The organism is Micromonospora sp. NPDC050417 (assembly GCF_044458865.1).
Taxonomy (GTDB): domain Bacteria; phylum Actinomycetota; class Actinomycetes; order Mycobacteriales; family Micromonosporaceae; genus Micromonospora_G.
Genome location: NZ_JBITIH010000014.1, coordinates 139,995 through 154,394, shown reverse-complemented (window position 1 = coordinate 154,394; position 14,400 = coordinate 139,995). Strand labels below are relative to the sequence as shown.

Annotated in this window: 19 protein-coding genes; 11 read left to right on the top strand and 8 right to left on the bottom strand. The window is 68.0% G+C overall.

Annotated elements, in window-relative coordinates:
• Position 1 precedes the first annotated feature (1 nt).
• The 3 genes from ACIBF5_RS19550 to ACIBF5_RS19540 form a co-directional block, all read right to left on the bottom strand.
• Positions 2–997, bottom strand: coding sequence for a hypothetical protein (locus tag ACIBF5_RS19550; RefSeq protein ID WP_396813479.1), 996 nt, complete (start codon positions 995–997; stop codon positions 2–4).
• A gap of 164 nt (positions 998–1,161) precedes the next feature.
• A complete protein-coding gene (locus tag ACIBF5_RS19545; RefSeq protein WP_396813477.1) occupies positions 1,162–1,446 on the bottom strand; it encodes a WXG100 family type VII secretion target in 285 nt (94 codons plus the stop codon).
• A gap of 55 nt (positions 1,447–1,501) precedes the next feature.
• A complete protein-coding gene (locus ACIBF5_RS19540; protein WP_396813475.1) occupies positions 1,502–1,861 on the bottom strand; it encodes a WXG100 family type VII secretion target in 360 nt (119 codons plus the stop codon).
• A gap of 508 nt (positions 1,862–2,369) precedes the next feature.
• On the opposite strand from ACIBF5_RS19540, the gene ACIBF5_RS19535 reads away from it, so the two are divergent.
• The 5 genes from ACIBF5_RS19535 (at position 2,370) to ACIBF5_RS19515 (ending at position 4,609) form a co-directional block, all read left to right on the top strand.
• Positions 2,370–2,531, top strand: a complete 162-nt coding sequence (locus ACIBF5_RS19535; RefSeq protein ID WP_396813474.1) for a hypothetical protein — start codon at positions 2,370–2,372, stop codon at positions 2,529–2,531.
• Between the two features lie 136 nt (positions 2,532–2,667).
• Entirely contained in the window at positions 2,668–3,009 is a 342-nt protein-coding gene (locus ACIBF5_RS19530; RefSeq protein WP_396813472.1) for an ArsR/SmtB family transcription factor, read from the top strand.
• 3 nt (positions 3,010–3,012) lie between these two features.
• Complete coding sequence (locus tag ACIBF5_RS19525) at positions 3,013–3,519, top strand: SRPBCC family protein (protein WP_396813470.1); 507 nt, start codon at positions 3,013–3,015, stop codon at positions 3,517–3,519.
• Positions 3,519–4,184 (top strand): dihydrofolate reductase family protein, encoded by a 666-nt coding sequence (locus ACIBF5_RS19520; RefSeq protein WP_396813468.1) that lies wholly within the window; start codon positions 3,519–3,521, stop codon positions 4,182–4,184. Before ACIBF5_RS19525 ends, ACIBF5_RS19520 begins: the two co-directional genes overlap by 1 nt.
• Positions 4,185–4,414: 230 nt before the next feature.
• Positions 4,415–4,609: a hypothetical protein gene (locus tag ACIBF5_RS19515; RefSeq protein WP_396813607.1), complete on the top strand. Its 195-nt coding sequence runs from the start codon at positions 4,415–4,417 to the stop codon at positions 4,607–4,609.
• On the opposite strand, the gene rox is transcribed toward ACIBF5_RS19515, so the two are convergent.
• Positions 4,602–6,026, bottom strand: coding sequence for a rifampin monooxygenase (gene rox / locus ACIBF5_RS19510; protein ID WP_396813465.1), 1,425 nt, complete (start codon positions 6,024–6,026; stop codon positions 4,602–4,604). The genes ACIBF5_RS19515 and rox overlap by 8 nt on opposite strands.
• A 219-nt stretch (positions 6,027–6,245) precedes the next feature.
• Between rox and ACIBF5_RS19505 the strand changes: the two genes are divergently transcribed.
• Together ACIBF5_RS19505 and ACIBF5_RS19500 are read left to right on the top strand one after the other, a co-directional pair.
• Complete coding sequence (locus tag ACIBF5_RS19505; RefSeq protein ID WP_396813463.1) at positions 6,246–6,680, top strand: Tn3 family transposase; 435 nt, start codon at positions 6,246–6,248, stop codon at positions 6,678–6,680.
• 20 nt (positions 6,681–6,700) lie between these two features.
• Positions 6,701–7,045, top strand: coding sequence for a recombinase family protein (locus tag ACIBF5_RS19500; protein ID WP_396813461.1), 345 nt, complete (start codon positions 6,701–6,703; stop codon positions 7,043–7,045).
• Here the strand turns inward: ACIBF5_RS19500 and ACIBF5_RS19495 are convergent.
• A complete protein-coding gene (locus tag ACIBF5_RS19495) occupies positions 6,996–8,210 on the bottom strand; it encodes a macrolide family glycosyltransferase (protein ID WP_396813459.1) in 1,215 nt (404 codons plus the stop codon). The two genes, ACIBF5_RS19500 and ACIBF5_RS19495, sit on opposite strands and share 50 nt — an antisense overlap.
• A gap of 109 nt (positions 8,211–8,319) precedes the next feature.
• Between ACIBF5_RS19495 and ACIBF5_RS19490 the strand changes: the two genes are divergently transcribed.
• The 3 genes from ACIBF5_RS19490 to ACIBF5_RS19480 all read left to right on the top strand — a co-directional run bounded on the left by ACIBF5_RS19490 (position 8,320) and on the right by ACIBF5_RS19480 (position 9,873).
• Complete coding sequence (locus tag ACIBF5_RS19490; protein WP_396813457.1) at positions 8,320–8,916, top strand: TetR/AcrR family transcriptional regulator; 597 nt, start codon at positions 8,320–8,322, stop codon at positions 8,914–8,916.
• A 10-nt stretch (positions 8,917–8,926) separates the two neighbouring features.
• Complete coding sequence (locus ACIBF5_RS19485; protein WP_396813455.1) at positions 8,927–9,100, top strand: hypothetical protein; 174 nt, start codon at positions 8,927–8,929, stop codon at positions 9,098–9,100.
• 167 nt (positions 9,101–9,267) lie between these two features.
• Entirely contained in the window at positions 9,268–9,873 is a 606-nt protein-coding gene (locus ACIBF5_RS19480) for an HAD family hydrolase (RefSeq protein WP_396813453.1), read from the top strand.
• Between the two features lie 53 nt (positions 9,874–9,926).
• Here the strand turns inward: ACIBF5_RS19480 and ACIBF5_RS19475 are convergent, their stop codons facing one another.
• From ACIBF5_RS19475 to ACIBF5_RS19465, 3 genes are all read right to left on the bottom strand, one after another.
• On the bottom strand, positions 9,927–10,790 hold the full coding sequence (locus ACIBF5_RS19475) for an alpha/beta fold hydrolase (protein WP_396813451.1): 864 nt from the start codon (positions 10,788–10,790) through the stop codon (positions 9,927–9,929).
• Between the two features lie 91 nt (positions 10,791–10,881).
• Entirely contained in the window at positions 10,882–12,414 is a 1,533-nt protein-coding gene (locus tag ACIBF5_RS19470) for an alpha/beta fold hydrolase (protein WP_396813449.1), read from the bottom strand.
• A gap of 137 nt (positions 12,415–12,551) precedes the next feature.
• Positions 12,552–13,556, bottom strand: coding sequence for an NAD(P)H-dependent glycerol-3-phosphate dehydrogenase (locus ACIBF5_RS19465; protein ID WP_396813447.1), 1,005 nt, complete (start codon positions 13,554–13,556; stop codon positions 12,552–12,554).
• Between the two features lie 314 nt (positions 13,557–13,870).
• Between ACIBF5_RS19465 and ACIBF5_RS19460 the strand changes: the two genes are divergently transcribed.
• A complete protein-coding gene (locus ACIBF5_RS19460) occupies positions 13,871–14,386 on the top strand; it encodes a pyridoxamine 5'-phosphate oxidase family protein (RefSeq protein ID WP_396813445.1) in 516 nt (171 codons plus the stop codon).
• Positions 14,387–14,400 lie beyond the last annotated feature (14 nt).

Genomic DNA, 14,400 nt, shown 5'->3' with positions numbered 1-14,400 from the left:
CTCAGTACCCGGCGCCGTACTCACGGACGGTGTGGTCCATACCGTGGGAGTCGAGCTGTTCGGAAGCGCTCTCCACCGGACCCTGGGTCCCGTCCTCGCGATGCTGGTCGCGCTGGATGGTTGTTGTGGTGGGGTCCGCGTCGCGCCGTTCGCCCTCGACAGTGCTGCTGCTCTCGTTGGTCACGGTGATGCTGCCGTCAGGGTTGTTGGTCGTCGTCGTGGTCGACGTACTGCCGTTCTGGTCGTTCCCACGGCTGGTCGTGACGCTGTTCACGGGGGTGCCGCGAACGGAGTAGGTCCGCTCGGTCACGGTCGAGACGACCTGTCCGTTGGCCCCGTAGACGGTCGTCGTCGACACCTGGGACTCGCTGGTCCAGCCCGCGGTGCCTGGTTCGGTCTGGTACTGCTCCACGCGGTAGGAGCCGTCCGAGTAGTAGTAGTGGGTGAGTCCGGCCGCTATCCGTACGCTGTAGCTGGGGGTAACGGCGTCACCCATCGTCGCCATGGGGACGGGGCCAGCCTCCTCCGCCAACCGTTGCTCGTACTCGGACCAGCTCTCGACCTTACGGAAGCCGCGTGGCGGATTCGCCCCCGGTTCGGAGAAGACAAAGCCGATGTCGGCGACGTTGGCCGCGTTCTCGCTGTCGGAGTTCTCGTAGAGTTCCGCCACCACCGCCGCCGCCGAGCCGATGTTGCGTACGCCCTCGGTCACGTCAGCGGTGAAGTGCTGGAAGTCGCTGAGTCGATGGTTCATGAACCGGGCTGCCTGCAGTCCCTCAGGGAACGTCTGGCCATCGTCCGACGTCGCCAGCCCCGTCATGATCAGCATGTTCATCTGGGACATCGCCGTACTGGCCGCACCGCCGGCTTGCCCGGAGAGGTTGTTCATCTCCTCGAAGTAGCTGACCAGGTCAGTGACCTCGACGTGAACCTTGTCGCCGAAGGGCTTGTAATCCGACGACGTGCCACCGACGTGGTCGTCCTGCGGAACCCCCATCGTGCCTCCCCCGAGAACCGCGATCCGCCCGATCGCCGTGCGTCTGGATTGGGCGCACGGTCCAGCGTATTACCTGTCGGTCAGCCGCCGCAGCCGACGGTCCCGGCGAGGAGGCGTGCCACCTCACCGGGACTCCCGACGATGTCCTGCTGTCAGCAGGTTCCTCAGAAGTTCGCCGAAATCCTGTTGTCTACCTCCTGCATGCGCTCGGCGGAGGCGCCGAGCTTCATGCCGAGGCGGGCCAGTGCCTCTTTGATTTCGGTGGCGCCCTGGTTCCACTGGGCCTGGGCCTGGTCGCACGCCTGGCCGGCGGAGCCCGACCAGTCGTTGGCGAAGAGCTGCTGGAAGGCGTTGTAGAGCTCGCCCAGCTCGACGTCCAGGTTGCCCTGATAGGTGCCGATCGCGGTCGCCACGTCGCCGATCGCGCCGAAGTTGTAGGTAATGGTCATTGGTGTGTCACCTCTCAACTGTCTCGACCACTGGTAAGGACCTCAGTCGCCGAGGTCAGCCGCGTAGGGCGGCGATGACGGCGCTGTTACCGGTCCCCTCCGCCGCGGCGCGGATCTCCGCCGCCGCGTCCTCGTCCTGAACCCCGAACTGCGTCGAGGCGTCGCTGATCTTGCCGGACAGACCGTCCAGCGCGTTCAGGATCTTCGTCAGGCCCTCGTTGAGGTCACCCGAGACGAGCTGTAGTGCGTTGTTGGCCGAGCCGGCCATCCCGGTACCACTCAGCGACGTGACGCGGTCGAGCAACTGCGCCATCCCTGTGGCAAGCCGTTCCCCGGTGTCCTGGCACCGCTGCGCCATCGCGTTGAGCTGGTCCTGGGTCGCGTGTACCTGACCAACGCCTGGAGTATCCGTCAAGGTGGATTCACCCCGCTCCTCTGTTACGCCCCCGCCCAGGGGAGCCTCCCCTTGGGTCGCATGAAACCCATGCGCCGTGTCTCGCGACCCGAAGGTAGCGCCATTTGTCCACCCAGGCCACTCACCCTTGCATCGATGCGCCCTTTGCCAGGATATGACGCACCAGATTGACCCTGATGGTCGTACGTGTCTGGGCCTGGGAGCCGGGGCGGGCGTACGACAACCGTCCACAACAGACTCCAGGCTTCGGGGCGCTCGCCGGGCGGCCCACCCTGATCCCCGGTCCCGTGTTCGTCGACCCATGCGACACGAGGTGGTGCCCCAGCAGCAGAGCACCCACGCTTGCTGCTCCACACGCAGGAAGTCCTCTATCGGCCGGCTACGGCGAGTGGCCCGCCCGGGTTCCGTACCCGGATTATCGAATTATCGATTAATGCAATCTATCAACCGTAGTGAGCGGGGATCGTCCCTGAATTCGGACAAAACGTCGTACACCATAATGACAGTTATGGTGTACGACGATCCCGGCCCACGCGGCACCCCCTCCTGCATGGACATGAGCCGGGAAGCCTCGTCTGTCGGTGACGTGCGGGACACCGGACCGGTACCTAGGCGGCGGCTCGATGAGGTGGTGGGTCTGGGTGCCGTCGCGAGCCTGGCCCTTGAGTGACTCCCGACTCTCGGTCGCACGCCCACGTGTCGGAGCCGCAGTCCAAGCAATAGTCCGGGGTGGCACAAGGGTCCGTCTTCCACGCCCGATTCCCAACCGGCTCGACATATTCCGTTATGGGAATATGATGGCTGTCGTGGCACGAGCAGCGACGACGTCGGACGCGTTCAACGCAATTGCCGAGCCGCAGCGCCGGGACATCCTGGCGCTGCTGCGGACGGGTGAGCGGCCGGTGACCGACCTGGCCCGGGAGCTGGGGATGAGCCAGCCTCGGGCATCCAAGCACCTGCGGGTACTCCGGGAGGTGGGGCTGGTGCGGGTCCGCGGGGCGGGCAAGCAGCGCCTCTACGGCCTGGACGCCAGCGGGCTGCGGCCGGTCCACGAATGGGTCGGCGGATTCGAGCGGTTCTGGAACGAGAGTTTCGACCGACTGGACACCTACGTCCAGGACCTCAAGCAGACACGGCAGGAGGAATGACCGATGGCAGGGGCAAGGCAAGAAACGCAAGGGGAACTGGCGACGGCGGACCGGGAGATCGTGATCACCCGGATCATCGACGCCCCGCGGGAACTGGTGTTCGAGGCGTTCACCGAGGTCCGGCACCTGTCGCGGTGGTGGGGTCCGGAGGGGTTCACCACCACCACGCGGTCCTTCGAGTTCCACGAGGGCGGAGCCTGGGACTTCGTGATGCACGGGCCGGACGGGACCGACTATTCCGAGTGGATCACCTGGACGGAGATCGTCCCACCGGAGCGGATCGCACTGCTGCACGGCGAGTCCCGCGACGACCCGAACGCCTTCGAGTCGACCCTGGCCTTCGCGCCGTACGGCACCGCGACCCGGATCGTGATGCGCACGGTCTTCCCCACCACACAACTGCGCGATCAGGCCGTGCAGGAGTACCACGCGATCGAGGGCGGCGAGCAGACACTGGGCAACCTGGCGGCCTACGTCGCCGAGATCGCCCAGAAGGAGCAGGGCAGCTGATGGCCGGGAAGGTGTTCTTCAGCGTGTCGATGTCGCTGGACGGCTTCAGTGCGCCCGAGTCAATGGAAGGTATTCGCGCCACGCCCGAGCAGCGGGAGCAGGACCCGAGGCTGGAGCGCTGGATGGCGCAGTGGATGGAACTGCAGGCGTGGATCTTCCCGCAGCGATTCTTCCGGGAGAACCTCAACCTGGGCGAAGGCGGCGAGGAAGGGCGCGACAACGACATCGCCCGGGAGACGTTCGAGCGCACGGGCGCGAGCGTCATGGGCATGCGCATGTTCGACCTCGGCGAGCGGGCATGGCCGGAGGAGGCCCCCTTCCACACCCCCGTGTTCGTCGTCACCCACCAGCAGCGCGTCCCCTGGGAACGGCCGGGCGGGACCACGTTCCACTTCGTCAACGACGGCATCCACAGCGCGCTGCGCCAGGCCCGCCAGGTCGCCGGCGACCGGGACGTCCGCATCGCCGGCGGTAGCGAGACGATCCTGGCGCACCTGAACGCCGGCCTGGTCGACGAGTTCTCGATCGCGCTCTCACCGGTGCTTTTCGGCGCCGGCACCCGCCTGTTCGACGGCGTGGACGCGTCCAGGGTCGCGCTGGAGCCGGTCCGTTCGGAGCCGTCGTCGCGGGTGACGCACCTGACCTACGCCGTGCACCCACGGTAGCCGCCCCTGGAAGTGATCGAACATAGTCGAGGCTGGACTAACGGTCAGTCGATTACGACAACGGACGTACCCCGAACGTGTCCAGCAGCAGGCCCGATCCGTGACCAGCCTTAGCGCTACTTTTCGTTCCGACTCTCCTTGAAGTGCCGGCCTGTTGCCCATCCGGATCCGTTCGTGATTGGTGATCGCGGCGGCCACCACGGTCAGAGGGACGGCATCATTTCGTCGAGCTGCGGCGCTGGGTCAACACCGTCACGTCGAAGGTGTTGACCCAGCGACTGTGGCAACTCGAACGGGACGGACTTGTCGTGCACCCGCCACTCGGGGGTTCCGCCCCGAGTGACGTACGAGATCGGCGACCTCGCCCCCCTCGCGGAATGGGCCACCGCCCTGCTCTCCCGGGCCACCACAGCGCACTCAGCTGACAGCGGCGCCGAACCACCGAGGCAGGTGGTTGACCAGATCCTGCTGATCGTCACCGACCCAGGCCACGTGGCCGTCCGGCCGTAGCAGCACGGCGGGCACGTCCAGTTCGTCGCTGGTGTCGACGACGTGGTCGACCCGATCCGTCCAGCCCGTCACCGAGAGCTGGCCGGTTTGGTCGAGCAGTAGCCCGCGACCGCCGTGCATCAGCTCGTAGAGGCGCCCCTGCTTCAGCCGTACGTCCCGCAGCCGCCGGCCGAGCAGTTCGTGCCCCTCGCCGAGGTCGTAGCGGACCCCGATCGCGGTGACCTTTTCGATCAGGTACCGGTTCACGTCCTCGAAGTCCATCAGTTCCGAGATCAGCCGCCGCACCGCCTGGGGACCCGGATCGAGGGAGATCAGCTCCGTCTGGGCGCGGGTGTTGTCCAGCACGTCGGCGGCCACCGGGTGCCGTTCGGCGTGGTAGCTGTCCAGCAGCTCCGCCGGTGCCCAGCCGTCGATCTCGGCGGCCAGTTTCCAGCCCAGGTTGAACGCGTCCTGGATCCCGAGGTTGAGCCCCTGACCACCCAAGGGCGGGTGGACGTGCGCCGCGTCGCCCGCCAGCAGTACCCGGCCGACTCGGTAGCGCTCGGCCAGCCGGGTGGCGTCACCGAAGCGGGACAGCCAGCGCGGTGAGTGCGCGCCGAAGTCGGTGCCGGCGGTCGCCCGGAGCTGCTGCTTGAACTCCTCCAGGGTCGGCGGGATACGCTCCACCGCCACCCCTGCGGCGGGTACGACGACGCGGTACAGCCCGTCCCCGATCGGCCCGGCGCCGAACCGGAGCTGGGTCTTGCGAACCTCGGCCATCACGGCGGCCACTTCCTCCGGCGGAGCGGTCAGCTCCATCTCGCCCAGCAGCGTCTCGACCCTGGTGGGCTCGCCGGGGAAGTCGACGCCGAGCAGCTTGCGTACCGAGCTGCGACCACCCTCGCAGCCGACGAGGTAGCGGGAGCGCAGCTGTGTGCCGTCGGCCAGCTCCACGGTCACCCCGCCCGCGTTCTGGCTCAGCCCGACCAGTTCACTACCGCGTCGGATCTCGACCCCGACCTCGGTGGCGTGCTCGGTCAGCAGCCGGTCGGTGACGGGCTGCGGGATGCCGAGGACGTACCCGTGTGCGGTGTCCATCCGGTCGGGCCACGGCACGTTGATGCCGGCGAAGTAGCCACCGAGCTTGTACTGCTGCCCGAGCGTGAGGAAGCGTTCCAGCAGGCCACGCTGGTCCATCACCTCGATACTGCGCGCATGCAGGCCGAGCGAGCGGACAACCTTGGTCGGCTCCGCGTCCCGTTCCAGCACGACCACGTGCACGCCGTGCAGCCGCAACTCGCACGCCAGCATCAAGCCGGTCGGCCCTCCCCCGGCAATGATCACGTGAATCATGAAGACCCCCCATTCGACAAGCTTGCATCTCGGCCAACTGCTCCGCGCAGTTCAGCGGCGCGTCCCACCGGCGGTTCGACACCCCGCATGTGGGCACAACGCAGGTACTACGCCAACCTCTGATTTATCGCCGCTTCTGGCTTCGGCTGGAGATTCTGCGGCACAACCCGGGTCTTGCCGCAAGACCCCTGGTGCGATATACATTGAGAGTGGCAAGGAGTGGATATCCTCCTTGCCTTTGCTTTTCTGCTCGGGCGAACGGACAAGCTCTTCCCGAACCTGTCGTATCCGGCGTATTGCCGCGAGATCTCCCGGAAGCTGAACGAGGGCGAGTCGCTGTACGCGCTGCGCCGCGACCTGCACTACGCGAACCACGGCACTGTCCGCCGCCGACACCCGGAGCAACAGACCGAGCAGGCGTGGTGCCTCACCGTGCTGACCAATGCCGTGATCACCTGGACCACCGAGTACTACGCGATATCCGTCGGCCGGCTGCGGGCCGCGAGATCCCCGACGAGTTGCTGGCGCACATCTCGCCGGCACACGGCGAGAACGTCAACTTTTTCGGCACCGGGGCTGAGGAAGATTCACGCCATTATTGGCGCCAACGATGATCTTGGGTCTGGGTCGGGACCGCTCCACATTGGGATGTGACGGGTCGTAGGTTTCCGGCTGTGCCGCTCGGTCGCCTGACTGATGACCGGGTTTCCGCGTACGAGCGGTTCGTCGGTCACCTCACCCGACCGGAGTTGGAGGGTTTCTTCGTGGTGTCGCCGGACCGGCTCGGCCGGTCCCTGGAAGACCTCATCGCCATCGTCGTGCAGCTCAAGCGCCAGCAGTCGGCCTTCCAATCCATGCACGAGAAGCTGGACACCACCGCCCCGAGCGGCATGTTCATCTTCCGCCCGGCAACCGCGCCACCTCACGCCCCTGACAGCGGGGCTGGTCAGGGGCGTGAGGTACGGCGGTTTACCCGCCGCTCGCGCACCGCTGCCCGGTACGGCCGCGCGCAGCGGTGAGTTCGGCCTCGATCAGATCGGCGGCCCGGTCGGCGCCCCCAGCCTCGCGGGCCTGCCGCTTCAGGTCGGTGCTGCGGGCCACCACGGCGGGGTCTGCGGTGAGGGCGAGCAGCGTCTCGCGGAGCTCTACGGCGGTGACACTGGCCGAGTCGACGACCCGGGCAACACCGAGGGAGGCCAGTTGCTCGGCGTTCGCGAATTGGTCGGCCGCCTGCGGAACGGCGATCATCGGGGTCCCGCAGTAAAGGCCCTCGCTGCTGCCTCCCATGCCGGCGTGGGTGATGAAGGCGTCTGCCTGCTCCAGCACGGCCAACTGCGGCACCCATGGGCAGACCTCGACGCTGTCCGGGACGGGACCGAGCTCGGCGGGATCGACGTGGCTGCCGATCTGCAGAACGGTGTGCCAGCCGGGCAGGTCACCGAACGCGACGATGCAGCGGCGGTAGAATTCGGGCTGCCGGGTGAAGGCGGAGCCGAGGGAGACCAGCAGCACTTTCTCGACGCCGTCCGGACGGACCCAGGGACCCTGGTGGGAGCGGTCTCCCAGAACCGGGCCGACGAAGCTGTAGACCGACGGGTCCACCCGATCGGCGTTCGGCTGGAGCGCCTCCGGCGGCAGAACGAGGCTGCGCACCGGCCGGCCTTGGAACGCCAAGCTGTCGGTGACCGACGAACCCTCCGCAGTCAGCCACTCTTTGAACCGCTGGTAATAGTCGGCCCCGCGCGGATCAGCCCGCATCGCCTCGACGACGGGCGCCATCTCCTGCTCGTAGCCGTCCCAGGCAACGAACGTCGAGGATAGCTGGATGGCCGGAATCCCCCACTGCTCGCCGAGTAGCCGCGCCGGTGCGCCGGCGATGTCGTAGAGGAACAGGTCCGGCCGATCATCGACATAGGAGGCCCGCAACTGCGGCAGCATGGCGATGGCATCGTCGAGAAAGAGCGTAAGCTGCTCGATCGGATTGTCGGTTCCGGAGCCACCGTCGCTGGGCAGCGTTGATTCATACGGTCTCAGCTCGGCGCCCGTGCCCTCGATGACGTCGGCAAAGGCGGGGTCATTGGCGTAGGTGACCCGGTGACCGCGCTGCACGAGGGTCCGGATGATCTCCAAGCTCGGGTTGACGTGGCCGTGGAACGGAATGCTGACCATGGCGATGTGCGGCATGGAATCTCCTGAAGGCTAGAGAGCCGAGACGTTGCGTCTCGCAACAAGAAGAGCACAGCACCACGAGCACGTCAAGACGAAACGTCTCGTCTCGTTGTAAGCTGTCGGTGTGACTCCACAGCCCTCCCGTCGCAACGAGCAGTCCCGCCGCGCGATCCTCGCCGCCGCCCTGCAACTGTTGACTGAAACCGGTTACTCGGCCGTGACCATCGAGGCGATCGCCGCCCGTGCCGGGGTCGGCAAGCAGACCATCTACCGCTGGTGGCGTGGCAAGGGCGCGGTCATCCTGGACGCGCTCGTCGACAACACGCCGGAGGTCCTCGCCCTGCCCAACACCGGCGACCTGCGGGCTGATCTGGGCCAGGTCCTCCGGGCCACGGTCGCCGAGTTCGCCGATCCACGGCTGTCCGCCACCACCCGCGCCATCACTATCGAGACACTCGCCGACGAGGAGTTGGCCGACCAGGTGCGCGACCGCCTGCTCCGTCCCCAACTGAACGCGGTCCGCACCCGCCTGGAGGCCGCCCGCGAGGCCGGCCAGGTCCGCCCCGACGCCCCCTTGGACCAAGTGGTGGAGCTGCTGTTCGGCCCGCTTTACCACCGCTGGCTACTCCGCAACGGCCCACTGACCGACGACTACGCCGACGGGATCGTCGACCTGGCCGTCGCCGCCATTACCCCTGTCGACACCCGTCCTGGCGGGTGACGCCGGGGCCGTGAAAATCTGGCTGGCCTGCCCGAACAGCACCGACGAGCAGAGCAGCCAGCATCAGACACACGTGCTCGCCGAGGCCGGCCTCACCGACGGCGCGTCCTCCGCCGACCGCTACGCGTACCGGATCTATGCCGACGGACTGAACGCGTTTGTCCGGACCATCCGCATCCGTTGATTTTCCGCCAGGGCTACCGTCACCCTCCTCTGCGGAGTCGGCAGGCAACGAGATGGAACGGGCGCTGGTGGAGGCGCTACGGTCGTTGCTGGCGCGGTGGCGCGGTGAGCCTCATCTGATGCTGCACTGGTACGGAGACTGACTCCCACGACCTTCGAGGCGGTCCGGTGACGTCGATTCTGCTGCTCGACATCGACGGCGTACTCCAGTTTCCCCGTCCGGAGTTCGCGGCGGCGATCGAGCGCGACTACCGGTGGCGGCACGGCTACCTGGCATTCCAGGACGACCTGTTCCGGGATCCCGCCTACCTGCGCAGCCTGGCGGGTGATGGCGACTTCCTCGACGTCGCCGACCGTGTTCTCGCCGAACATGTCGACGGTCTGACGGGGTCGGTGTTCCTGGACCGGTGGCTCGGCGGCAACATCCAGTTGAACCAGGCTCTGCTGGACGTCATACCCCGTCTCGGAATCGAGCGGGTCTATCTCGCGTCCAACCAGGAATCCCGACGCGGCGCGTACGTCGAACAGCTCTATCGGGGTCAGCGATGGCTCGCCGGGGCTTTCCTCTCGCACCGCGTCGGTCACCGCAAACCCGACACGAGGTACTTCGACCACATCCTGCGTACGGTCGACCGTGCGCCGGCAGAGTGCCTGTTCGTGGACGACAACGCGGCCTGCGTGGCGGCTGCGACGACGGTCGGCATCAACGGCATCCGGTTCGTGGACAACCGGTCCCTGATGTCCGAGCTGGCCTCGCTGGGGCTGATTCTCTGAGGAGACGGCTCTGTGCCCAGCTCATGCCGGTGGCGCGCGTGGCCGTCGGCCCCCTACCGCGGCGGTGCGACACCGGTGTGCGCGAGGACCAGGTCGGCGACCCGGTCGGCCAGACCGGGCGAGAGGAAACCGTGCCCCATCCCCGGGATCGGCACGAGACGTGCGTTCGGGATCTGCTCCGCGAGCGCCTCCGAGTGCGGCAGTGGGAAGAGCGGATCCGCGGTCGCCGCCACGACCAGCGTCGATGCGGTGATCGTCGACAACGGAGTGGGTGAGACGTCGGCTCGGTTCTGCCCGGCGCGGTGGTGGTTGGCGGATCTGGTCCAGTCCCTGGCGCGGGCCACGTGGCGCTGGGCCAGATCCCGCGCCGCTTCCCGGTCGAAGGGCAGCTCACCGCCGTTGAGTGCGTCGAAGACGAGGATGTCCGCCGCCACCCGCTGCTCGTCGGTGTCGCGGGCGGCGGACGCGGTTTCGGCGAGCCGTTGTAGTAGGGCAGGCGTGGGTGGCGGCAGTTCCCGGTCGGGCGCGCCGTCGATCGGGGTGGTGATCATGGTGGTGAGGGTCAGGACCCGTTCGGGCGCGTGTACGGCCAGCCATTGGGCGACGACGCCGCCCATCGACGCACCGACGACGTGGGCGGCACGGATGCCGTGGCCGTCGAGGACCGCGATCGCGTCCAGGGCGAGGTCGGTCATCGCGTACGGCTCCGTGTCGAAGTCGACGCCGTCGGACTGCCCGGTGTCCCGGTGGTCGTACCGAATCACCTGCCGCCCGCCCGCTACCAGTCGCTGCACCAGCGTTTCCGGCCAGCCGATGCCCTGCGCCTCAGCCCCCATGATCAGCAGTACGGTGGGGTTGGCAGGGTCACCGAACCGCTCGGTCCAGAGTCGTAACCGACCAGACATCACGTACGTCATGCGCGCGACGTTAGCCGGTCCGGTCGAGAGGTGCTCGACTTCGGGGCGCGTGTCCGCTGCGACAGGCGAGAACCCCTGGACCCGTGGACGGCTATGGGCGTGTGTCGGTGAGCACGGTCGCCATGACGTCGACGAACCGGTCCGGCTGTTCGAACATCGGCCGGTGCCCCGAGGTCTCAAGCACGACCAGCCGCTTCGACGGGGCCTGGAGCAGCTCGTACCACTGTGCGAAGGGCTCCGCCAGCGCCCGCGTCTCGTGCCCGCCCTGGACGAAGTAGACCGGCACCTGAAGTTGGCGGACGTCCGTACGGAGGTCGACGTCCTGCATGAGCGGGTACAGCACGCTCCAGGTGTCGACCAGCCCGGTCAGGGTGTGCAGCTTCTCCAGGAGGGTGTACTCGGGCACGTTCAGGCTCTCGGTCGGGCCGCCGTCACCCTCCGCGTTACGGCTGCGGTCGTACGCGTACACCTCGTTGGTGTGGGTCACGAACGGTTCGTACGGATAGAAACCCGGATATGGCGGCGGGCCCAGGTCGACGAGTCGCCGCTCCAGCTCACCGTCCGCACGCTCGCGTGCCCAGGTCAGGTGGTCCTCGTGGAAGATGCGGTCGCTGGTGGGCAGGTTGACCGCCTGACCGGTGCCGATGTAGGCCCGGAACAGCTCGGGACGCCGCTGGACGGCGAGCGTCGTCAGGAGCGATCCACCGGAATGACCGAGCAGGTAGATCTTCTCCTGTCCGAACCTGTCCCGCAGGTGGTTCGTCACGGCGATGACGTCGACCACCGCGCTCTCCAGCGTCAGGGCGGAGGTCGGGTCCAGTGAGGAGGCGGACTTGCCACCACCGCGGCGGTCCAGGGTCACCACCACGAACTGTCGTTCGAGCTCCTCCAGGTGCCGGCGGACCGGGCCGATGTCCGAGCCGCCGGGTGCCCCGGGCACGTAGAGCAGGACCGGCGCGGAAGTGTCGTTTCCCCGGATCATCACGCCGAGTCGGTGCGGGCCCACGTCGATGCTGCCGAGTTCCGCGACGCTGTTGGTCAACGGCTCACCGTCGGGGCCGAGGATCGGTGCTGTCCGGGCCGGTACGGCCACCGCCACCGTGACCAGCAGGACCACCGCCGCCAGCAGACCCGTACCGGCCCGGCCCAGGTAGCGCAGTGCCCGGCTGCCGGTGCGGGTCGACGCGGCCCGACGGGCGATGCCGGCGCCGTACGCCGCGCCGAAGACCATCGGCAGCACGGAGAGCAGACCGTGCACCCCTCGACCGGAGATCAGGACGAGCACGCCGAAGGGGCTGAGGTGGATGCCGTCCACGGACGGTCCCGTGATCGGCCAGCGGGCCAGTTCGAGGGCGACGACGAAGGCCACCGGGGCGAGCGGCATCGACCACCGCGACCGGGTCGTCCAGCCCACGCCGACTCCGACGGCCAGGCTGAACCCGATCGACCAGAGCGCCTGTGCGGTCGTCAACGGACCGCGCGGTGTCCAGAACGCGGATGCGACGCCCCACGCCACTGCCACCAGCACCGCCGCACCCCAGCGCCAGATGGGATGTCGCACGGCCACACTCGACTGTCCCGGTTCCTCGGACACCGGCAACCGGGCGTACGGCGTCTCCTGCATGGCAGGCCCCCTGTTGACGTCGGACGGAGCGTCCTTGAAACCCCACCATCGGTGACGGAAGGAAGTCAAGGGTCGCCGGGGTTCGTCGATGCCGGCCGCACCAGGGTTGCGGCCACGACATCGCCCGGCGTACGTCCTCAGACGCGTTCGGGTTTCGCCGACCGGGTCATCAGTTCCTTGACCGCCAGCCGGGGCGGTTTTCCGCCGTGGACGATGTCGACGACGGCCTCGGTGACCGGCATGGCGACACCGTGTCGACGGGCGAGGTCGCGCACCGAGCGGCAGGAGGTGACACCCTCGGCGGTCCGGTTGCTGGTGGCGACGGTCTGTGCCAGGGTCATCCCGCGCCCGAGGCTGGCACCGAAGCTGGTGTTGCGCGACAGCGGTGAGCAGGCGGTGGCGACCAGGTCACCCATTCCGGCCAGGCCGGCGAAGGTACGCGGGTCGGCACCCATCGCCAGACCGAGGCGGGCCGTCTCGGCCAGGCCCCGGGTGATCAACGACGCCTTGGTGTTGTCGCCCAGGCCGAGACCGTCGGCGATGCCGACCGCGAGCCCGATGACGTTCTTCACCGCGCCGCCGATCTCGCAGCCCACCACGTCGACGTTGGTGTAGGGCCGGTAGTAGGCGGTGTGGCAGGCGGCCTGTAGTTCCTGGGCGACGGCCTCGTCCCGGCAGGCGACGACGCACGCGGCAGGCTGGCGGTGGATGAGTTCACCGGCCAGGTTGGGGCCGGACACCACCGCGATCCGGTCCGATCCGGCTCCGGTGACCTCCGCGATGACCTCGCTCATCAGCAGGGTGGTGCCGAGTTCGACACCTTTCATCAGGCTGACCAGCACCGTGTTCCGGTCGAGCAGCGACGTCCAGGCGCCGAGGTTGGCACGCAGCGTCTGTGACGGGACCGCGAGCACGGCGAACGTGGCGCCCGCCGCCGCCCGGCGCGGATCGGTGGTCGCGGTGATCCCTTCGGGGAGTACGAAGTCCGGGAAGTACTCGGGGTTGACCCTGGTGGTGTTGATGGCGTCGACGACCTCGGGGCGACGCCCCCACAGGGTGACGTCACAGCCGGCGTCAGCGAGGACCATGGCGAACGCGGTGCCCCACGACCCGGCCCCGAAGACCGCGATACGGGTCGTCACAGGTCTCCCCCATCATGCTGCATCGGCGCAGCCTACGGCGTACGAGAGGTGATCGTGACGGCACCCGTACACCAGGTACGTCGGTGACAGTTGCACGATCGGGCGCTGGTGTGCCTCGGCGAGCGCACGGGCGGCGAACGAGCCGATGTCGTACAGGTCCCGGCACCGTGACGGCGGCGCCGGGCACGGGTGGACACACCGGTCGTTGCGAGGACAAGGTCCTCGCCACGGTCAGCCGTAGAGCTGCTGGAGGAACATGTCCGTGACCCTAGCCCGAGAACGCCGGGGTCGAGACGAGTGAGTTACTCTCCCGCATGATCGCGAATCCCTGGCTGGTCGGCCCCGCGCCGACAGCGGTCCTGCCCCGCGAGCGGCTGGTCGAACGGATCCTCAACCTGCTGTCGTCGCAGAACATGTGCGTGCTCGCCACGTCCGGGCCGGACGGGCCGCTGGCCACCCCGGTCCGCTACTACCACCACGACCTGACTCTCTACGTGACCTCCCAGGCCGGTACACCGAAGCTGCGTAACATCGCCGGCGACCCGCGGGTGTCGGTGGGGGTGTTCGCCCCGCTGGTCGGGCAGGCGAGCTCCCGTGGTGCGCAACTGTTCGGTGCCGCCCGGGTGCTGCTACCCGGGGATGACGGGTTCGAGGAGGGCATGGCCGTGTACCGGTGGCAGTCCGACGCGGTCGAGCGCGGGCGACCGCTGGGGGACGTACCCCGCAACCCGCTGCTGCGCATCGAGGTCGGTCGGGTGGTCTACACCGAACACTGGTTGCGTCGCGACGGCTACGCCCCACGGCAGTTCTGGTCCCGTGACCCTGGCTGACGTTGTCGGGGCCG